We start from the raw sequence: 20093 nt of genomic DNA on the forward strand, positions 1-20093 counted from the left end.
TAGGATGGGCTGGTGATTCCGACGCCCCCGCAAGTCCCCACCCAAAGGCCGGCCCGTCCCCTGGATGCCACATCCGTGGAGAGCCCGTTTGGTGGTACCGCGCCCGCAGGGGCCGGGTTCGTTGAAGCAAGGCCTCACCCAGGGGAAGAACCGCATGACCCGGCAGTGCTTCGCGCGGCCGTTGTTCAATATGAAGCGCTGCTGTCAGGCGTCGGGGGAGCGGCCGTGGAGGCAAACGTCGCGGCCCATGTGAGGCTGGTGGCGGAGGCTTGCAACCGTGGCGCACGTTTGGTGCTTTTTCCTGAACTCTCCTTGACCGGGTATGAACTCACTGCATTCAAAGTCCCCGCCGGAGCAGGACAGCCTTCGCCGGGCAGTCAGCCTTCGCCGTGGTTAACCGAAGGCGACCCGCGGCTCCACCCCCTCCAGGATGTCTGTGCCCGCACCAGGACGGTGGCCGTCGTCGGGGCAGGCTGGCGGGAGGCGGATCAGACGCCCAGGTTGGCCTCGCTTATCGTCGGCTGTGACGGATCGGTGAAACCTGTCTTCAAAACTCATCTGCATGGGCCGGAGCGGGAGCTTTTTGTCCCTGGAAGCGGTCCGGCGGTGCTTGATGTCGACGGATGGCGGGTTGCCTTTGCGGTCTGTGCTGACGCCGCGCATCCTGCCCACGCCGGTGCCGCGGCGGAAGCGGAGGCCGATGTGTATGCAGTCTCTGCGCTGTACACGCGGGGCGAGGAACTCAGGCTCGGACTGCATTTGGGCGCCCGTTCCATGGACCACCGGATGTTTGGATTATTGGCGAACCTTGGAGGAGAAACGCCCTTGGGCCCCTCCTGCGGTCTCAGTGGAGCGTGGGGTCCAGACGGTGCTGCCCTGGTCCGGGTGGCGGGCACCGGGACGGAAGTCGCCATGGTGTCGTTGGACTGGTCCCGTCTTGACGCCTACAGATCCTCAACCGGGGCATGAGGACCATCACGCGGAACCCATTCTTGTAACAAGCCCGCGACAGGGTAACGTTTTTCTTATGTCTGACTTGCGCGCCCACACTCCCGCCCTTGGTACCCTCCTGACCGCGATGGTCACCCCGTTCACCGAGGACGGCAAGGTGGACTACGACCAAGCCGCTGTACTGGCAGAGAAGCTTGTCCAGGATGGTTGCGATGGGCTCGTTGTTACCGGCACCACCGGAGAGACCTCAACCCTCACGGACGACGAAAACCTTGGTATGTTCCGGGCGGTCAAAGAAGCCGTCGGCGGCAAGGCTGCCATCATTGCCGGAACCGGCACCAACGACACCGCACACTCGGTGCACCTTTCCCAGCGGGCTGCCGAGGTTGGCGTGGATGGTCTCCTGATCGTCACGCCCTACTACAACAAGCCCAGCCAGGCAGGCGTCCGGGCGCACTTCGAGACCATTGCCTCGTCAACGGATCTGCCCGTCATGCTCTACGACATCCCAGGCCGCTCCTCCATTGCGATTGCTCCTGAGACCATGATCGGCCTGGCCAAGCACCAGAACATCGTGGCGGTCAAGGACGCCAAGGCAGATTTTGCCGCCGCTACCCGGGTCATGGCTGAGACTGACCTGGTTTTCTATTCCGGTGATGACGGATTGACCCTCCAGTGGATGGCGCTCGGCGCCGTCGGCCTGGTGGGCGTCACCACCCACGTGGCCACGCGTCGCTTCCGCGAGCTGATCGACGCTGTTAACGCCAGCGACCTCGCCACTGCGAGGGCCATCAACTTTGAACTGGAACCCGTCATTCGCGCAACCATGACGCGGGTCCAAGGCGCAGTAGCCGCCAAGCAGATTCTCAAGTGGCAGGGAGTCCTGCCCAACTCGGTTGTCCGTTTGCCCCTCGTGGAGCCGGACGCAGCCGAGATCGACATCATCCGCGGGGATTTGGCGGAAGCCGGTATGGACTTCAACGTCTAGGCCGGTTCCGCCGGAAAGAAGCACAATATGACCCAAACCGCCCTTCCCGGACTGGTTACGCCGCCGAAACTGCCGAAAGGCACGCTGCGGATTGTTCCGCTCGGTGGCCTGGGAGAGATCGGCCGCAACATGGCCGTCTTCGAAATCGACGGCAAGCTGCTGGTCGTTGACTGTGGCGTGCTCTTCCCTGAAGAGACCCAGCCCGGCGTAGACCTCATCCTGCCCGATTTCTCCTACATCGAAGACAGGCTGCAGGACGTAGTTGGCGTCGTGCTGACGCACGGTCACGAGGACCACATCGGTGCGGTTCCCTACCTGTTGCGCCTTAAAGCCGATATTCCACTGATCGGGTCCCAGCTCACCCTGGCCCTGGTGGAAGCAAAGCTCCAGGAACACCGGATCAAGCCGTACACCCTCACCGTCACCGAGGGCCAAGTGGAGCAATTCGGCCCGTTCGAGTGCGAGTTCATTGCCGTGAACCACTCCATCCCTGATGCCCTGGCCGTTTTCATCCGGACCGAGGGTGGCACGGTCCTGCACACCGGCGACTTCAAGATGGACCAGTTGCCGCTGGATGGCCGCATCACCGACCTCCGTCACTTCGCCCGGTTGGGCGAAGAGGGCGTGGACCTGTTCATGGCCGACTCCACCAACGCGGACGTCCCTGGGTTCACCACGGCCGAAAAGGAAATTGGTCCCACTTTGGACCGCCTGTTCGGCCAAGCGAAGAAGCGCCTCATCGTCGCGTCGTTCTCGTCCCATGTTCACCGTGTCCAGCAGGTCCTTGATGCCGCAGAGAAGCATGGCCGCAAGGTCGCTTTCGTTGGACGCTCCATGGTGCGCAACATGGCCATCGCCGCCAAACTGGGGTATCTCGATGTGCCGGCCGGGATTTTGGTGGACATCAAGAACATCGACAACATGCCCGATGACCGCGTGGTCCTGATGTCCACCGGTTCCCAGGGCGAGCCGATGGCTGCCCTGTCCCGGATGGCCAACGGCGACCACCGCGTAGTGGTTGGACCCGGCGACACCGTCATTCTGGCCTCCAGCCTGATTCCCGGCAACGAGAATGCCGTGTTCCGCATCATCAACGGACTCCTCAAACTCGGCGCGGACGTAATCCATAAGGGCACTGCGAAGGTCCACGTCTCCGGGCACGCAGCGGCAGGGGAGCTCCTGTACTGCTACAACATCCTTGAGCCGCTCAACGCCATGCCTGTGCACGGCGAAACCCGTCACCTTATTGCCAATGGCAACATCGCGCGGGAATCCGGTGTTCCGTCCGAGGGCATCATCCTGAGCGACAACGGCACAGTGATCGACCTGAAGGACCACAAAGCAAACATTGTTGGCCAAGTAGAGGTCGGATTCGTCTACGTGGACGGTTCCAGCGTGGGTGAGATCACCGACGCCGACTTGAAGGACCGTCGCATCCTCGGGGACGAGGGCTTCATTTCCATCATTACGGTCATCAACCGCACTACCGGCAAGATCGTGTCGGGACCGGAAATCCATGCCCGTGGTGTTGCTGAGGATGATTCGGTCTTCGACGAGATCATCCCCAAGATCAACGCCGCACTGGAAGACGCTGTGCTTAATCACGCAGACCATACCAACCATCAGCTGCAGCAGGTGGTGCGCAGGATCATCGGCACGTGGGTCAACCGCAAGCTCCGCCGCCGTCCCATGATCATTCCGGTGGTCCTTGAGGCATAGCCCCACGGCAACATGCACACCCAAGGGGGCCTGAAATCCGCGGATTTCAGGCCCCCTTGGGGTACCGTGGCAGTTATGGCGACCCGTACTACCTCCACGCCACGAGGCAGCTCCAGCAGTAAATCCGGCGGCACAGGCCGGAGCGCAGCCACATCCAAAACCAGCGCCGCCGCAGGCAAGAGCGGGCGTGGAAGCACTGCCCGCACCAAGCAGGCGGCCGCCGTCGAGCCCCAGGCTCCGCTGCCCCTGCGTATGCTTTCAGGTTTTTGGCAGGGGATCGGCCATGTGGTCGGTGCCGGCGTCCGCCGCATTGGGTACGACGTCAGCGACCTCGATCCCGCGGATCGCCGTGACGGCGCAGCCCTTTTCAACCTGGTGTTGGGCATCGCGATTGCCACTTTCGCCTGGTGGGGCCTGACGGGGTGGCTCCCGGACGTCGTCTACAGCGTGGTCAACGGGACGTTTGGCTGGATGACCCTGATCCTGCCTTTCATGCTTTTTGTTTGTGCCTTCCGGTTGTTCCGGAAACCCCAGGACGGCCGCGGCAACAACCGTGTGGGCATTGGCTTTATGATCATGACCCTGGCTGGATCGGGTTTGGCCCACGTCATTGGCGGCCTGCCCACCGTGGCCGATGGGTTCGATGGCCTGCGCAGGGCAGGCGGCATGCTGGGATTCCTCGCCGCCGCCCCCCTGGCCGCAATCCACGGTGCAGTACCGGTGGTCCTCTACAGCTTGTTGGCCTTCGTCTCTTTCCTGATCGTCACTGCAACCCCGTTCGGCGCCATTCCCTCCCGCATCCGGGGTGCCTATGAGCACCTTATGGGTGTGGACCTCATGGACGGTTCCGGCAAGGACGCCCACGACCGCAGCTACCTCTACGAAAACGACGCACCGGCCAAGCCCAAGAAGAAGCGCATGCGCTTCTTCGGCAAGGATGAGGAGCCCGAGGCAGGCCTGGAGGGCTACGTCGGGGACGAAGCTTTCGAACATGCAATAGTCGACGACGACGCTCCCGCCTCGCCGGAACCGCGCGTTCCGCCGGGGGTGCGCCGCCCAACCCAGGCGGAGATCGCCGTCGGGAAGATCAAGGCAGCCCAGGGCTTGGGGGCGGCACCCGGCATTGACAACCCCACCGAAGCCATTCCGGTCATCAGTCCTGCCATGACCGTGCCAGCGCCCACCGTTGCCCAGGTCCCCGCGAAGCCTGCCGGTGCGCCGCTGCCGCAAACGCCGATTCCACAACGCACGGAGCAGTTGTCCCTCGCCGGGGACGTCACCTACACCCTGCCGGCCTCCGACTACCTGACGCCGGGCTCCATTCCGAAGGAGCGCACAGAGGCCAATGACGCCGTCGTCGCCGCCTTGACGGACACCTTGACACAATTCAACGTGGACGCAGCCGTGACTGGCTTCAGCCGTGGTCCCACCGTGACGCGCTACGAGATCGAGCTGTCTCCCGGTACCAAGGTGGAGCGCGTTACCGCGCTGTCGAAGAATATTTCCTACGCGGTCGCATCGAGCGATGTCCGCATCCTGAGCCCCATCCCCGGCAAATCGGCCATCGGTATCGAGATTCCCAACACGGACCGCGAAACGGTTTCGCTGGGCGACGTTCTGCGGAGCCAGAACGCCCGCCGGACAGACCACCCCATGGTCATGGGTGTTGGCAAGGACGTCGAGGGCGGCTACGTGGTGGCCAACCTGGCAAAGATGCCCCACCTGCTGGTGGCTGGGGCCACTGGTGCCGGTAAGTCGAGCTTCGTGAACTCCATGATCACCTCCATCCTCATGCGTGCCACCCCGGATGAAGTCCGCATGGTCATGGTGGACCCCAAGCGCGTGGAGCTCACCGCGTACGAAGGCGTCCCGCACCTCATCACGCCCATCATCACCAATCCCAAAAAGGCCGCGGAGGCCCTGCAATGGGTGGTCCGGGAGATGGACGCCCGCTACGACGACCTCGCCAACTACGGTTACAAACACATCGACGACTTCAACAAGGCTGTCCGTGCCGGCAAAGTGGTGCCGCCCGTGGACTCCAAACGGATCATCAAGCCCTACCCTTACCTTCTGGTGATCGTGGATGAACTCGCCGACCTCATGATGGTGGCCCCGCGCGACGTCGAAGACTCGATTGTCCGCATCACCCAGCTCGCCCGTGCTGCCGGTATCCACCTGGTCCTGGCCACCCAGCGCCCGTCCGTGGATGTCGTCACTGGCCTGATCAAGGCGAACGTGCCGTCCCGCATGGCCTTCGCAACCTCGTCCGTGACGGACTCCCGTGTTGTGCTGGACCAGCCTGGGGCGGAGAAGCTTATTGGCCAGGGTGATGCGCTTTTCCTGCCGATGGGTGCGTCGAAGGCTATGCGTGTCCAGGGTGCCTGGGTGACGGAATCCGAGATCCACAAGGTTGTGGAGCACGTCAAGGGACAGCTCCAGGCTGTTTACCGCGACGACGTTGCTGCCGAAGCCCCCAAGAAGCAGATCGACGACGACATTGGAGACGACCTCGAGGTCTTGTTGCAGGCCACCGAGTTGGTGGTGACCACCCAATTCGGCTCCACGTCGATGTTGCAGCGCAAGCTCCGGGTGGGCTTCGCCAAGGCCGGGCGGCTTATGGACCTCCTCGAATCCCGCGGAGTGGTGGGTCCCTCGGAAGGCTCGAAGGCCCGCGATGTCCTGGTCAAGCCGGACGACCTCGCGGCCGTCCTGGCAGCGATGAAGGGCCAGGAATCACCCGCTGCACCCGACGCCCACACGGCGGCCCTGAGCGACAACGCGAACTCGAACATCGCCGTCGGCGGTTATGCGGAGGACCTCGTGCAGGCAGACCTGGACAACCGGACGCAGGCCATTGAGTACCACGACGGCGCTGACGGCCCCGATGACGACGACGAAGGCGGCGAGGACGCCTGGTCGTTGACGGGGCGCTAGCTTCAAAGGCGTCAGCCCAAAGACGGTAGCCTAGAGGGGTGACTACAGCCGAGGGTGATAACGCGACGTCCAGCAATTCCGATGTCTGGAACCTGCCCAACATCCTCACCATGCTTCGGATCGTCCTGGTTCCGTTTTTTGTGTGGTTCCTGCTCGCCGACAACGGCGAATACGGCCTGTGGCGCTGGGCAGCGGTGGTGGCCTTCGCGGTCGCCATCTACACGGACAAGCTCGACGGCGACATCGCCAGGGCGCGCGGCCTCATCACCAATTTCGGCAAGATCGCCGATCCCATTGCCGACAAATTGCTGATCGGCTCCGCGCTGGTGCTCCTGTCCATCCTGGGGGAACTGCCGTGGTGGGTCACCATCCTCATCCTCGTCCGCGAGTGGGGGATTACGGCCCTTCGGTTCGTCGTGATCCGGTACGGCGTCATGCCGGCTTCCAGGGGCGGAAAGCTGAAGACGGTGGTACAAACCGTCGCCATCTTCCTTTACATCCTTCCCCTCAAAGCGATCGCTCCATGGCTGGGCGACGTTGCCTTCTGGGTCATGATGCTGGCACTTGCCATCACCCTGTGGACCGGCGTCGAATACGTCATCCAAGCCCTCAAGCTGCGGGCGGCGGGGCGTAGGGCATGACGTCCGGGAACGCCGGCACCGCCGCGGCAGAGACGTCGACGGCGGTGGTCGCCGCAGCGATCGCAAAGAACCAAACGGTCGCCACGGCCGAGTCGCTGACCGCTGGAATGGTAGCGGCCACCCTGGCAAATACTCCTGGCGCTTCGGGGATGCTTCAGGGCGGAGTTGTTGCGTACCAAAATTCCGTCAAGGCCGGCGTCCTGGGCGTTCCGGAACAGCTGCTTGCCGACGTCGGGTCCGTTGACGGTGCTGTTGCGGAAGCCATGGCCGAGGGTGCGCGGCGCTCTTGCGGTGCCAGCATTGGAGTATCCACTACCGGAGTGGCCGGACCTGATCCCCATGATGGCAAAGCCGTCGGAACAGTGTTCGTTGGAATCGCTGCCGATGCCGGAACCAAAGCCTTCGAATTCAGCTTCACGGGGGACCGCCGGTCGATTCGCGAGCAGGCCTGCGAGGCGGCCCTGGCGCGTCTGCTTGCCGCGCTGGAAGGGGATGGTTACCGTTCGTAAAGTAGCCGGGAACAAAAACTGATTGCCAATAGTTGTGTCATTGAGTCGCTTCGGAAGAGCCGGGGCGCCTAGGATGTAGAAACCAACCCGGTCCGCCCACCAGCGAACCGGATGACTGAGGGAGCAAGGCGATACAGATGGTAAAGCAGCCCGTATCCGTAAACGGCGTTGTCCGCTGGAAGGATGTGGGCTTGGCTGATCAGACACAGAGCGAACAGAAGGAGCGCAAAATGGTTGTACTACGCCACGAGATCGGTGATGTACTGCGCGATGTCCGCCAGCGTCAGGGCCGTACCCTCCGCGAGGTTTCGCACAGCGCCCGCGTCTCACTTGGTTACTTGAGTGAAGTTGAACGCGGCCAGAAGGAGGCTTCTTCCGAGCTCCTGTCCTCCATTTGCACAGCCCTGGATGTTCCGTTGTCCCACATGCTCCGCGAAGTCAGCGACCGTGTGGCCGTTGCTGAGGGTGTGGCCGTGCCGGACACCGTTCCGCAGGAATTCTCCCAGCGTTACGGTCGCGATCTGGACCTCACGGACGACTTCCCGCAGGGAATGCTCTCCGGAGCCCGGTAACCGTTCCACCAGAAGTGGGAGAAGGTCCCCAGCCATCGGCTGGGGACCTTCTTTTGGTCTTCGGTGGTATGGCCTGAGGCGCCTGGCGGATCAGGCGTCGGCTGGCTTGGTGGGGTCGGCAGCACTGTCCGGTTCCCGCAGGGTCACGTCCTTGAGGACGCCGTCGCCGTAGATCGCATTGAGCCGGCCCATGTAGTCGGCCAGGGTCTGGACGTCCTCAAGCGGCCATTCGCCCAGGCGTTCGCGGAATACCTGCCGCCGGGCATCCTGGACCTGGTGCATCTTGTCCTCGCCCTTGTCCGTCAGGCGTATGGATTGTGCCCTTCCGTCCTGCGGGTCCGCTTCCTTGTAGACCAGGCCAATGCTCTCCAGGAAGGCGATCTGCCGGCTCACGGAGGGCTTGCCAACGCCTATGCACGTGGCGAGGTCGGTCAGCCTGATCGGACCTTCCCTCCGGATGACGGTCAGCAGCCCGTAGGCGGCCGGTTCCATGTCCGGGTGGACCTGGCGCGACAACTGATGGGAGATTGACCGGGCACGGCGCCAGAGCAGGCTCAGCTGGTGTTCCACCTGCTGGAGGGCGTCGTCTACGGCGTCGCCTGGCACGGCCTGACCGGGCGTGCTCTGGAGAGGATTGCTCATGGCAACCATTCTAGAGTCCGGCTCCGTGAGAGACTCTATCCGTGAGGGCAAGTGACTTTTGGCGATTGATGGACGATGAGTTCGGGGCAGGCTATTCCCGTGTCCTCGCCGGCTCCTTGGTACTCGCAGGCGTGGGCGGGCGGACTGCCGTTGAGGCACTGGCCTCCGGATACCATCCCCGCGAGGTGTGGTTGGCTGTATGCGAAGTCCAGGATGTTCCGGCCGAACGCAGGCTGGGGCGGGACATTAAACCGGCCTCCAGCTGAGGTCCGCGCCGCTGCCTCGACAGCAGACACGCCGGTCCATTGTTCGAATATCTGTTCGGATGGGGATATGCTCCTGTGAGAGGAAAATTGATCCCGAAGGCCGCATTTCCGAGCATCCGGATTACCCGGTTGTCCACATAGCCGGATTCGGCTCATAAAAATGTCAGCACGTCGTAATAGCGTCTGACATGACAGGAAAGCGGCTCTTAGGGCCACTCCACAGCGAGAAAGCATCAGAGGTGTGAACCATGGCGGCAACCCCGGATCGTGAAAAGGCGCTTGAAGCAGCGCTTGCCCAGATCGACAAGCAGTTCGGCAAAGGATCCATCATGCGCCTGGGTGATGACACCCGGGCTCCCATCGAGGTCATCCCTACCGGCTCCATTGCCTTGGACATCGCCCTTGGCATTGGCGGGCTGCCCCGTGGCCGTGTAGTGGAAATCTACGGACCGGAATCCTCGGGTAAGACAACCGTTGCGCTGCATGCGGTTGCCAGCGCCCAGCGCGCCGGCGGCATTGCGGCGTTCATCGACGCTGAGCACGCTCTGGACCCGGACTACGCGGCAAAGCTCGGAGTGGATACGGATGCACTCTTGGTCTCGCAGCCGGATACCGGGGAGCAGGCTTTGGAGATCATGGACATGTTGGTGGGTTCCGGCTCCCTGGACATCGTCGTCATCGACTCCGTGGCCGCGCTGGTACCCCGTGCTGAAATCGAAGGCGAAATGGGCGACTCCCACGTGGGTCTGCAGGCCCGCCTGATGAGCCAGGCCCTGCGTAAGATCACCGGCAGGCTCAGCCAGACCAAGACCACAGCCATCTTCATCAACCAGCTGCGTGAGAAGATCGGCGTCTTCTTCGGTTCCCCGGAAACCACCACCGGTGGTAAGGCCCTGAAGTTCTACGCTTCGGTGCGCATCGATGTCCGTCGTATCCAGACCTTGAAGGAAGGTGCGGACTCCGTAGGTAACCGCACCAAGGCCAAGATCGTCAAGAACAAGATGGCACCGCCCTTCAAGATTGCTGAGTTCGACATTATTTACGGCCAGGGCATCTCCCGTGAGGGCGGCATCATTGATATGGGTGTCGAGCACGGCATCATCAAGAAATCGGGCTCGTGGTTCACCTATGATGGCGATCAGCTGGGCCAAGGCATGGAGAACTCGCGGCGTTTCCTCCGGGATAACCCTGAGCTCGCCCAGGAGCTGGAGCGCCTGATCAAGGAAAAGCTTGGCGTTGGCGTCAAGCCGGAGGAAGACTCCCCAAAGCTGAAGGCCGTTGACGGTTAGGAGAGGGCCGGATCCGGAGTCGTCCGTATCCGCCGATCCCGAGCCTGATCCCGAGTCCGTGGCGCGTGCCATCGTCCTGAGGCAGCTGACGATGGCGCCGCGGAGCCGGCTCCAGCTGTCCCGCAAGCTCGCGGAACGCAACGTGCCCGAGGATGTGGCCGAGGCCGTCCTGGACCGGTTTGAAGAGGTTCAGCTGATTGATGATGCTGAGTTCGCGAGAATGTGGGTCCGCAGCCGTTCGCAGAGCAAGAAGCTCGCCAAAGGCGCACTTCGTCGCGAACTGACGGAGAAGGGCATTGAGCTGGACGCAGCCGAAGATGCCCTGTCACAGCTCAGTGATCAGGATGAAGAGTTGGCTGCCCGTGAGCTTGTTCAACGCAAGCTGCGTCCCGGCGTCGATCTGGCTGATCGCGCGGAACGGGACAAGTACACCCGGCGTCTGGCGTCGATGCTGGCACGGAAGGGCTACGCCCCCTCCATGGCCTTCAGGATCGTCGGCGAGGTGCTGGCAGAAGCCGGTACCCTTGAGTAGTGAGTTTGACCATTCCTTCCCCAACAGTTCCCGCCACTCCTCCGGCTGAGCCCAGGACCTATCAGGTCCGCACGTTCGGCTGCCAGATGAACGTCCATGATTCAGAGCGCATGGCGGGACTCCTGGAGGACGCAGGTTACGTGCCTGCGGACGGTGAACTGGCTGACGTGGTGGTCTTCAACACCTGCGCTGTTCGGGAGAATGCGGACAACAAGCTCTACGGCAATCTCGGCCAACTCCGGCAGGTCAAGGCAGCGAACCCCGGCATGCAGATAGCTGTAGGTGGCTGCCTGGCCCAGAAGGACCGCGAAACCATCGTCAAGAAGGCGCCGTGGGTTGACGCCGTGTTTGGTACCCATAATGTTGGCGCCCTGCCGGCGCTGCTGGACCGTGCCCGGCACAACAATGAAGCACAACTTGAGATCCTCGAGTCTTTGGATGTCTTCCCGTCAACTCTTCCCACTAAACGGGATTCTGTTTATGCGGGGTGGGTTTCCATCTCCGTGGGCTGCAACAACACCTGCACGTTCTGCATTGTGCCTTCGCTCCGCGGCAAGGAAAAGGACCGACGCCCCGGAGAAATCCTCGCCGAGATCCAAGCCCTCGTGGATGATGGCGCTGTTGAAGTGACTCTCCTCGGCCAGAACGTCAACTCGTACGGCGTGGAGTTCGGGGATCGTCAGGCTTTCTCCAAACTCCTTCGGGCGTGCGGTGAAATCGAGGGCTTGGAGCGCGTCCGCTTCACCAGCCCGCACCCCGCAGCCTTTACCGATGACGTCATCGAGGCCATGGCTGAGACGCCCAACATCATGCCGCAATTGCACATGCCCTTGCAGTCCGGCTCAGACAAAATCCTCAAAGACATGCGGCGTTCCTACCGATCCAGCCGGTTCCTCGGAATTTTGGACAAGGTTCGCGATCGGATTCCCAACGCAGCCATCACCACGGACATTATTGTCGGGTTCCCAGACGAAACTGAAGAGGATTTCCAGGCGACCCTGGATGTCGTGGAGAAGTCCCGTTTCGCCTCAGCCTTCACCTTCCAATACTCCAAACGGCCCGGCACGCCGGCCGCCGAGTTGCCTGACCAGCTTCCGAAAGCGGTGGTGCAGGAGCGTTTCGAAAGGCTGACAGCCCTCCAGGACCGCATTGCCGCTGAGGAGAACGCCAAACAGCTGGGCAGGACGGTTGAAGTGCTGGTGACGGCCCAGTCAGGGCGTAAAGCCGAGGAAACCCACCGCTTATCCGGTCGGTCCAAGGATCAGCGCCTGGTGCACTTCTCCGTGCCGTCCGGCGCAGATACTCCCCGTCCCGGTGACTTTGTGACGGTCACCATCACGGAGGCTGCTGCTTTCCACCTTGTGGCGGATCCGGCCACCGCTGGCGACTATGTGCTGCGCCGGTCCCGTGCCGGCGATGCCTGGGATCGTTCCCAAGCTGAGTCCTGCGGCGTCCCTGCTCCGGGTTCGGGCTCGACCAAGGCCGGGGTGTCCCTGGGCATGCCGTCCTTGCCGGCTCGCCGCGCCTGACGTCGGACCAGGAACCCTGTGCCTACCTACACCAAGGACGCTTCCCTGCCCGTCATTGCAGTGGTTGGCCCCACTGGTTCCGGCAAGTCGGACCTGGGTGTCAACCTTGCCCTCGCCCTGAACGGTGAGGTCATCAACGCGGATGCCCTGCAGTTCTATCGCGGGATGGACATCGGAACAGCCAAGATCAGCGAGGAAGAGCGCAAGGGCGTTCCCCATCACTTGCTGGACACCATGGATGTCACCCAGGAGGCAAGTGTTGCGGACTTCCAGGCGGACTGCCGTAGAGCCATTGGGGAAATCCGTTCACGCGGAAAACGCCCTATCCTGGTGGGGGGATCCGGTCTGTACGTCCGCGCCGCGCTGGACGTCCTGGAGTTCCCCGGCACCGACCCAGTCATCCGTAAGGCCCTGGAAGAAGAGTATGACGCGCACGGCCTCGCGCCGCTGCGAACCCGTCTTGAGTACGTCGATCCCGTGTCGGCAGCCCGTGTAGGTGACGCGCGGCGGGTGATCCGGGCCCTTGAAGTGCACCAGCTCACCGGGCGGCCTTTCAGTTCGTTCATGCCGCAACGCGAGTACTTTCAGCCGGCAGTGCAGATCGGGCTGTCAGTGGACCGTGAGGTGCTGAGGGAACGGTTGGCCCTGAGGGTCCATCGGATGGTGGAGGCTGGTCTGCTTGAGGAGGTTGAACGGCTTGATGCTGCGGGGCTCAGGGAGGGCAAGACCGCGTCCCGTGCCTTGGGGTACGCGCAGTTCCTGAGGGTCCTGGACCGTCAAGCCGATGTTGCTGCCGCGTCAGAGGAAACCATCGTGGCTACCAGGCAGTTCGCCAGGCGTCAGCTCACCTGGTTCAGGGCTGACCCCCGGATCACCTGGCTTGACTGGCAGGATACCGACCTCGTGGCCAAGGCCGTCGCCACCGCTTCGAGCCGGCCGGCCTGATTTCTGGCCAAACCAGCGTGGAAGGTAGCCTAGTGGCATGGATGAAACCCCTGCAGTTCCCGCCCAGCAGTCCACAGCTGCCGGTGCTACCGTGACCGCCTCAAGCCTTGCTGGGCTGACGTTTTCCAAGGGCCATGGAACGGGCAACGACTTCGTCCTGATTGCCGACCCCGGCGATGCCCACGAGATCACCCCGGAGCAGGTTGCCCAATTATGCGACCGCCATGTAGGCATTGGAGGAGACGGTCTTATCCGCGCTGTCCCGTCGCGGTTCCTTCCGGAGGGTCGGGACCTTCTGGAGCAGGACCCGGACGCCGAGTGGTTCATGGATTACCGCAACGGCGATGGTTCCCTCTCGGAGATGTGCGGTAACGGCGTCCGCGTCTTCGTGCACTTCTTGATTGCGGAAAAACTGGTGGATCTTGGCCCGGGCGAAACCCTGACCATCGGCACCCGTGGCGGGGTCAAGAAAGTGGTCCGTACGGCCAACGGGTATGCCGTGGACATGGGCCCATGGGAGTTCATCTTCCCCAAGGAAGCCACCACCAAGGCAATGGACGCATTGGTCAGCGCTGACGGTCTGGAAGTAGCCCGTCCGGGCCTCTCAGTCAGCATGGGCAACCCCCACACTGTGGTTGCTTTGGCCGAACTCAAGGAGCTGTCGGCCACGCAATTGTTCAAGGCGCCGGTGGTCGATCCCAAGCCTGTCAACGGGACCAACGTTGAATTCGTTGTTCCGGCCGAACCGTTGGTTGAAGACGGCGTCGGCACCATCACCATGCGTGTCCATGAGCGCGGCGTGGGGGAGACCCAATCATGCGGCACAGGAGCCTGCGCGGCCGCCGTCGCCATCCGTCATTGGGCCGGCAACACCGCGCCGAACGATTGGCACGTTAAGGTGCCGGGCGGCGTCGTGGGTGTTAAGTTCTTCCCCGGTGCAGGTGGCCGCGAACATGTAGAGCTCAGCGGCCCGGCCGTGATCGTGGCTACTGGGACGCTTTCCTGACCCGGATGATCCTGAAGGACTTGGACGTGCTCTCCCGGCCCACCGTGTAGCTCTTGTCCAGCTCGCCGGCGAGCCACCGCTGGAGGGAGTCCGAGCCAAGGTTCTTTTGAACCACCAACCAGGCGTTTCCTCCCGGGGCCAGGCGCGGCAGCCACGTCAGCAGCAGGGTGTGCAGCTCGTCCTTGCCGATGCGGATAGGCGGGTTGGACCAGATGGTGTCGAACTCGACGGCGGCGTCTACCTCGTGCGGCAGGCTCGCCGTCACGTTGTCCAGACCCAGGGCAGCCGCGTTCTCATTGGTCAACGTGACACACCGCTCATTGACGTCCACGGCGTGCACCTTGGCGTGGGGGGCCATCAGCCCCAGCGTCAAGGCAATAGGACCCCAGCCGCAGCCGATGTCCAACAAGTTTCCCTGGGGTGAAGGCGGCGGAACTTCGGAGAAGAGTATGGCAGTGCCCTTGTCCACTCCGTCGGGACTGAAGATGCCGGAGGAGGTCTGCAAGTGGCGTGTGGCTCCAGCGAGTTCCACCGTGAGTGGCTTTCGGGTGAATGGTCCGGCCGGTTGGGCGGTGAAATAGTGTGCAGACTCCATAATTTGCCAGATTAGTTGGCTATCGGCGCCATGGGAAACTGCCCGCCCGAAGAGCTGGCTTGACATTGGATGATAGTGTGAAACGCATGTTCTTGATCTTCGAGTAAAAAGCCGCCACCCGCCTGAGCACTCAGGCGTCACTCGGCACCGCCCGCGATGCAGCCCGGTCCCTGGCAGTTCTGCCAAGCCCCGGTCTTTCCGCCAGGCAGGTCCCACCGGCACATCCGTTGACCCGCGTTCCCCGTCACGGATGTCTTGAAGATCACACTCCAGCCCAGCCCTCTGAACCGTCAGCATCCTGTGCGGTCCAGGTAAGCCGGCAGTGCAATCTCCAGATAGCCAGGAACCTCGACGCGGATCCCACCACGCCAGATCACAGCAGCCGCCGCCCACTCCACGGGCGGCCGTTCAGCACAGGAGGCCCTCTTTGGCCCATGCCCGTCAGCCCAGCGCGAATAGCGCCCCATTGAACAGCAAACAGCACTATTCTGGAATAGCCGAACAGTCTAAGGAGACCATGACCACCCAGAAGCATTCCGGATCCGATTCCGACGCCCAGGACATGAGTCCTGAACAAATCCAGGCCGTCATCGACCGGATTCTTTCCAAGGACGTACCTGCGCAAGCATCCGATAACGACGATGCCGGTGGTGTGTTCGGCAAGGCACAGGCCATTTCCACACTTGACCAGGAACACAGCATCTACGACGGCGACCAGGAAGACCTGGCCGAGCGTCGTGCACTGCGCCGTACGGCTGGCTTGTCCACGGAACTCGAAGACGTCACCGAGGTTGAATACCGGCAGCTGCGCCTTGAGCGCGTTGTCCTGGCCGGCCTCTGGACCGAGGGGACACTGGCCGACGCTGAAAATTCACTCCGCGAGCTCGCTGCCCTGGCAGAGACTGCCGGTTCGGAAGTCCTTGACGGTTTGGTGCAGCGGCGAACGAAGCCGGACCCAGGGACCTTCCTGGGGTCGGGCAAGGCCCAGGAGCTCAAGGACATCGTTGCCGCCACCGGTGCGGACACCGTAGTGGTGGATACCGAGTTGGCTCCTTCCCAACGCCGTGGCCTTGAGGACATTGTCAAGGTCAAGGTAGTAGACCGCACCACGCTGATCCTGGACATCTTCGCCCAGCACGCCAAGAGCCGTGAAGGCAAAGCCCAGGTTGAGCTTGCGCAGCTCGAGTACCTGCTCCCGCGCCTTCGTGGTTGGGGCGACTCCATGTCACGCCAGGCCGGTGGCCAGGTGGGTGGGGCTGGTGCCGGCATGGGTTCGCGTGGTCCTGGTGAAACCAAGATCGAACTGGACCGTCGTCGCATCCGCACCCGCATGGCCAAGCTTCGCCGTGAGATCGCCGCGATGAAGCCGGCGCGCGAGACCAAGCGCGCCAACCGCCGTCGTAATGCCGTTCCTTCCGTCGCAATCGCCGGATACACGAACGCCGGCAAGTCATCGCTCCTGAACCGCCTCACCGACGCTGGTGTGCTGGTGGAGAACGCCCTGTTCGCCACCTTGGATCCCACCGTCCGTAAAGCCCAAACGCCGGATGGCATCGGCTACACGTTGGCGGACACTGTGGGGTTTGTCCGTTCGTTGCCGACCCAGCTGATTGAAGCCTTCCGCTCCACCTTGGAAGAAGTGGCGGACGCAGACCTGATCCTGCACGTAGTGGACGCCTCGCATCCTGATCCCGAAGGCCAGATTGCTGCTGTCCGGGAGGTCTTCACAGAGGTGGATGCCCGCAAGGTGCCCGAGATCATCGTCCTGAACAAGGTTGATGTCGCGGATCCCTTCGTCGTTGAGCGCCTGAAGCAGAAGGAACCGCGTCATGCGGTTGTTTCTACACGCACTGGCCAAGGCATCGCCGAACTGCTGGAAGACATCAGCCGGTCCATTCCCCGCCCGGGGGTGCGCCTGGAGCTTCTCATTCCCTACGACCGCGGCGAAATGATCAGCAAGCTCCACAGCTCCGACTCGGAAATCCTCACCCTCGAGCACGAGGAAAACGGGACCCGTGTTGTTGTCATGGTCCGCGAAGGACTGGCAGCCGAACTGGAGCCGTTCGTCACCAATGGTTGAGAAGGTGGCGGCGGACGCCGTCGAGTCGTTGGGGGAGAAGACCACCCTCGAGTTGTTGGACCGGGCTGTTGCCGGCATGGGCGGTCAAAGCCGTACCGGGCAGCACGAGATGGCCAAGCATGTCACCAGGGCCATCGAGACCGGGGAGCACCTGCTGGTCCAGGCGGGAACGGGAACAGGTAAGTCCTTGGCGTACCTGATTCCATTGATCGCGCATTCGATGGACAGCGACAAACCGACTTTGGTGTCCACCGCCACCTTGGCACTCCAAACACAGATTGTTGGCCGCGACCTTCCCCGGCTGTTGGAGACCATCAACCCGGCCCTTGAACGCCCCGTCAACGTGGCGCTCGTCAAGGGCAGGGCCAACTACGTCTGCCGGCAAAAACTCGAAGGCGGGTTCCCCAGTGAGGAACCGTCCGAGGGTCAGCTGTTCTCCCTGGGCGAGGACACCAGTGTCCCGCACTTTGCGGCGTCCATGGGGGGACCGCAATCACAGCTGGGCAAGGAAGTGGTCCGGCTTCGCGAATGGGCCGAAAAGACCACTACCGGCGACCGTGACGAACTCATGCCCGGCGTCACGGACCGGGCTTGGCGGCAAGTCTCCGTGACGTCCATGGAGTGCCTCGGCGCGCAGAAGTGTCCCCTCGCCGAGGAGTGCTTCAGTGAGTTGGCCCGGTCCCGCGCAGGCGAAGCCGACGTCGTTGTCACCAACCATGCCATGCTGGCCGTCAGCGCCTTCGAGGGGCTGGCTGTGCTGCCCGAATACGACGTCGTGGTAGTGGATGAGGCCCATGAACTGCAGGACCGGGTGACGGGCGCGGTGTCAGGCCAGTTGTCCGTGGCCATGGTCCATGCGGCGGCGTCGAGCGCGCGCAAGCACACGGCCATCACGGTGGATGCCCTCAACGCGGCCGCCGATCGTTTGGATATGGCCATAGCGGGCGTGCCCAATGGTCTTCTGCCCAGTGGGCTCAATGACGAACAGCTCGACTGTTTGGACCAACTGAGGGAAGCCACACGCGCAGCATTGTCGGATTCGAAGACGGATTCTTCCAACGCGGTCGACGGCGGCAGGCAGCTGGCGCGTTCACGGCTCATGCTCATTCTGGAGCTGTGCGAGCGGATGCTCGCGGCCAAGGAGAACCGGGAAGTGGTGTGGTTTTCCCGCAACAGTACGTTCGATCCCCAGCAGGGATACTCGCAACCCGACGAGACCGCTCCGGCCCTGATCAACATTGCGCCCCTGAGTGTGGCGGGACGCCTGCGCGAAGGTCTCTTTGCCGGTCACACAGTGGTGCTGACTTCAGCTACCCTGGCCATCGGCTCGGCTTTCGAACCGGCTGCAGGTGGCCTTGGACTGATTGGCGATGGAGCGCCAAGCTGGACCGGGATCGATGTTGGCTCGCCCTTCGATTACCCCAAGCAGGGTGTGCTTTACGTGGCCAAGCACTTGCCCAAGCCTGGCCGTGGAACTTCGCCCGAGGCCCTGGATGAGTTGGAAGACCTCATCCGCGCTTCCGGTGGGGGAGCGCTGTGTCTTTTCTCGTCGCGGCGGGCGGCTGAGGAAGCCGCCGATGCCATGAGGCTTCGTCTCGACGTCAGTATTCTCTGTCAGGGTGAATCCACCATGGCCGCATTGGTGAAGCAGTTCGCCGACGAGCCCGATACCTGCCTCTTCGGCACGATGTCGCTGTGGCAGGGTGTGGATGTCCCCGGTGGTTCGTGCCGCCTTGTGGTCATAGACCGAATCCCGTTCCCGCGTCCGGATGACCCGTTGATGACTGCCCGCTCTCGTGCCGTGGCACAGTCGGGTGGAAACGGATTCATGGCCGTGTCAGCGACCCACGCCGCCATTCGTCTGGCCCAGGGGGCAGGCCGGCTCATCCGTTCCACCGGGGACAAAGGGGTTGTAGCGGTCCTGGACTCCCGGCTCTCAACAGAGCGCTATGGGGGCTTCCTCAGGGCAGCCCTGCCGCCGTTCTGGGCGACGACGGACCGAACCGTGGTTCGGGGCGTCCTGGAGCGTCTGGGCCCGGCCAAAGCCTCCTAGAGGGAACGCAGGACCGACACGACCTTGCCCATGATGGTGGCTTGGTCGCCGAGGATGGGTTCGTACTGGGTGTTCTGCGGAAGAAGCCAGGTGTGCCCATCGCGCTGGCGGAAGGTTTTGACGGTTGCTTCGTCGTCCAGCAGTGCTGCCACGATGTCTCCGTTGATGGCGTCGTTCTGCCGGCGGACAACTACCCAGTCGCCGTCGCAGATCGCGGCATCGATCATCGAGTCGCCGGCCACCTTCAGCATGAAGAGTTCGCCGTGCCCTACGAGTTGCCGGGGCAGGGCAAGCACGTCCTCCACGGTCTGGTCAGCAAGGATGGGGCCGCCGGCAGCGATCCGACCAACCAGCGGGACCATGGCAGTATCGCTGGCGCTGGCAAGCTCTGTGACGGCAAAGCCACCCGTGCTGCGGAGCGTAGTGGGTGCTTCCACTCCCGGAATGGTTCCGCCATCGAGGGTCAACGGCATGAGGACTTCCATGGCCCGGGGACGTTTGGGATCGCGGCGGAGATATCCAAGCTTCTCCAGCTGGGAGAGCTGGTGCGTCACGCTCGACAGGCTTGCCAGGCCCACGGTGTCTCCAATTTCGCGCATGCTGGGCGGATAACCGTTGTCATTGACGGACCGCTGGATGGTTTCCAGGATCTTCTTCTGACGGACAGTCAGGCTCTTGGGACTCTTTTGAGGCTGCTGGCTCCGCAGGGGTGCCCCGCCGCCGGTGGCTTTCGCTGCCATGTTCGCCAATGCCTTTCCATTCCGCCCGGAGTGAGCCCGGGGTCGTCGGGTCTACAAAAAATGTCAGACCCTCCTGTTCCACTGAAACAGTGCTGTTTC

Annotated in this window: 18 protein-coding genes; 15 read left to right on the plus strand and 3 right to left on the minus strand. The window is 62.8% G+C overall.

The genetic code is table 11. The features are described 5' to 3' along the window. Positions 1-12 precede the first annotated feature (12 nt). The 7 genes from AYX22_RS08405 (at position 13) to AYX22_RS08435 (ending at position 8317) form a co-directional block, all read left to right on the plus strand. Positions 13-969 carry a carbon-nitrogen hydrolase family protein gene (locus tag AYX22_RS08405; RefSeq protein ID WP_242703571.1) on the plus strand — a complete coding sequence of 319 codons (957 nt, stop codon included), beginning with the start codon at positions 13-15 and terminating at the stop codon, positions 967-969. A gap of 58 nt (positions 970-1027) precedes the next feature. Further along, a complete protein-coding gene (gene dapA / locus AYX22_RS08410) occupies positions 1028-1939 on the plus strand; it encodes a 4-hydroxy-tetrahydrodipicolinate synthase (protein ID WP_089594395.1) in 912 nt (303 codons plus the stop codon). Positions 1940-1966: 27 nt separating this feature from the next. Then, positions 1967-3658: a ribonuclease J gene (locus tag AYX22_RS08415; protein ID WP_207597024.1), complete on the plus strand. Its 1692-nt coding sequence runs from the start codon at positions 1967-1969 to the stop codon at positions 3656-3658. 75 nt (positions 3659-3733) lie between these two features. Then, on the plus strand, positions 3734-6595 hold the full coding sequence (locus tag AYX22_RS08420) for a DNA translocase FtsK (protein WP_207597025.1): 2862 nt from the start codon (positions 3734-3736) through the stop codon (positions 6593-6595). A 38-nt stretch (positions 6596-6633) separates the two neighbouring features. Beyond that, the gene (pgsA, locus tag AYX22_RS08425) at positions 6634-7236 is read left to right on the plus strand and encodes a CDP-diacylglycerol--glycerol-3-phosphate 3-phosphatidyltransferase (protein WP_207597026.1); all 603 of its coding nucleotides are present in this window, start codon (positions 6634-6636) and stop codon (positions 7234-7236) included. Continuing rightward, entirely contained in the window at positions 7233-7745 is a 513-nt protein-coding gene (locus AYX22_RS08430; RefSeq protein ID WP_207597027.1) for a nicotinamide-nucleotide amidohydrolase family protein, read from the plus strand. Before pgsA ends, AYX22_RS08430 begins: the two co-directional genes overlap by 4 nt. Before the next feature lie 137 nt (positions 7746-7882). Continuing rightward, complete coding sequence (locus AYX22_RS08435) at positions 7883-8317, plus strand: helix-turn-helix transcriptional regulator (RefSeq protein WP_024820363.1); 435 nt, start codon at positions 7883-7885, stop codon at positions 8315-8317. Between the two features lie 90 nt (positions 8318-8407). Here AYX22_RS08435 and AYX22_RS08440 read toward each other — a convergent pair whose 3' ends face one another. Next, positions 8408-8959 carry a MarR family transcriptional regulator gene (locus tag AYX22_RS08440; protein ID WP_207597028.1) on the minus strand — a complete coding sequence of 184 codons (552 nt, stop codon included), beginning with the start codon at positions 8957-8959 and terminating at the stop codon, positions 8408-8410. 41 nt (positions 8960-9000) lie between these two features. Here AYX22_RS08440 and AYX22_RS08445 point away from each other — a divergent pair, with 41 nt between their 5' ends. The 6 genes from AYX22_RS08445 (at position 9001) to dapF (ending at position 14526) form a co-directional block, all read left to right on the plus strand. After that, the gene (locus tag AYX22_RS08445) at positions 9001-9225 is read left to right on the plus strand and encodes a DUF3046 domain-containing protein (RefSeq protein WP_207597029.1); all 225 of its coding nucleotides are present in this window, start codon (positions 9001-9003) and stop codon (positions 9223-9225) included. A gap of 248 nt (positions 9226-9473) precedes the next feature. Further along, positions 9474-10514 carry a recombinase RecA gene (recA, locus tag AYX22_RS08450; RefSeq protein ID WP_089594401.1) on the plus strand — a complete coding sequence of 347 codons (1041 nt, stop codon included), beginning with the start codon at positions 9474-9476 and terminating at the stop codon, positions 10512-10514. Then, the gene (locus AYX22_RS08455; protein WP_207597030.1) at positions 10504-11046 is read left to right on the plus strand and encodes a regulatory protein RecX; all 543 of its coding nucleotides are present in this window, start codon (positions 10504-10506) and stop codon (positions 11044-11046) included. The genes recA and AYX22_RS08455 overlap by 11 nt, the downstream gene beginning before the upstream one ends. Next, positions 11046-12575 (plus strand): tRNA (N6-isopentenyl adenosine(37)-C2)-methylthiotransferase MiaB, encoded by a 1530-nt coding sequence (miaB, locus tag AYX22_RS08460; RefSeq protein ID WP_207597031.1) that lies wholly within the window; start codon positions 11046-11048, stop codon positions 12573-12575. Before AYX22_RS08455 ends, miaB begins: the two co-directional genes overlap by 1 nt. 18 nt (positions 12576-12593) lie before the next feature. Further along, positions 12594-13520, plus strand: a complete 927-nt coding sequence (gene miaA / locus AYX22_RS08465) for a tRNA (adenosine(37)-N6)-dimethylallyltransferase MiaA (RefSeq protein ID WP_207597032.1) — start codon at positions 12594-12596, stop codon at positions 13518-13520. 37 nt (positions 13521-13557) lie between these two features. Beyond that, positions 13558-14526, plus strand: a complete 969-nt coding sequence (dapF, locus tag AYX22_RS08470) for a diaminopimelate epimerase (RefSeq protein WP_207597033.1) — start codon at positions 13558-13560, stop codon at positions 14524-14526. On the opposite strand, the gene AYX22_RS08475 is transcribed toward dapF, so the two are convergent. Further along, positions 14507-15121: a methyltransferase gene (locus tag AYX22_RS08475; RefSeq protein WP_207597034.1), complete on the minus strand. Its 615-nt coding sequence runs from the start codon at positions 15119-15121 to the stop codon at positions 14507-14509. The two genes, dapF and AYX22_RS08475, sit on opposite strands and share 20 nt — an antisense overlap. A gap of 517 nt (positions 15122-15638) precedes the next feature. Here AYX22_RS08475 and hflX point away from each other — a divergent pair. Together hflX and AYX22_RS08485 are read left to right on the plus strand one after the other, a co-directional pair. Next, positions 15639-17201, plus strand: a complete 1563-nt coding sequence (hflX, locus tag AYX22_RS08480) for a GTPase HflX (RefSeq protein WP_207597035.1) — start codon at positions 15639-15641, stop codon at positions 17199-17201. Then, positions 17194-19254, plus strand: a complete 2061-nt coding sequence (locus tag AYX22_RS08485) for an ATP-dependent DNA helicase (RefSeq protein ID WP_207597523.1) — start codon at positions 17194-17196, stop codon at positions 19252-19254. The genes hflX and AYX22_RS08485 overlap by 8 nt, the downstream gene beginning before the upstream one ends. Here AYX22_RS08485 and lexA read toward each other — a convergent pair. Then, the gene (gene lexA / locus AYX22_RS08490; protein ID WP_207597036.1) at positions 19251-19994 is read right to left on the minus strand and encodes a transcriptional repressor LexA; all 744 of its coding nucleotides are present in this window, start codon (positions 19992-19994) and stop codon (positions 19251-19253) included. The two genes, AYX22_RS08485 and lexA, sit on opposite strands and share 4 nt — an antisense overlap. Positions 19995-20093: the final 99 nt, after the last annotated feature.

This window comes from Arthrobacter sp. D5-1 (assembly GCF_017357425.1).
Classification (GTDB): domain Bacteria; phylum Actinomycetota; class Actinomycetes; order Actinomycetales; family Micrococcaceae; genus Arthrobacter.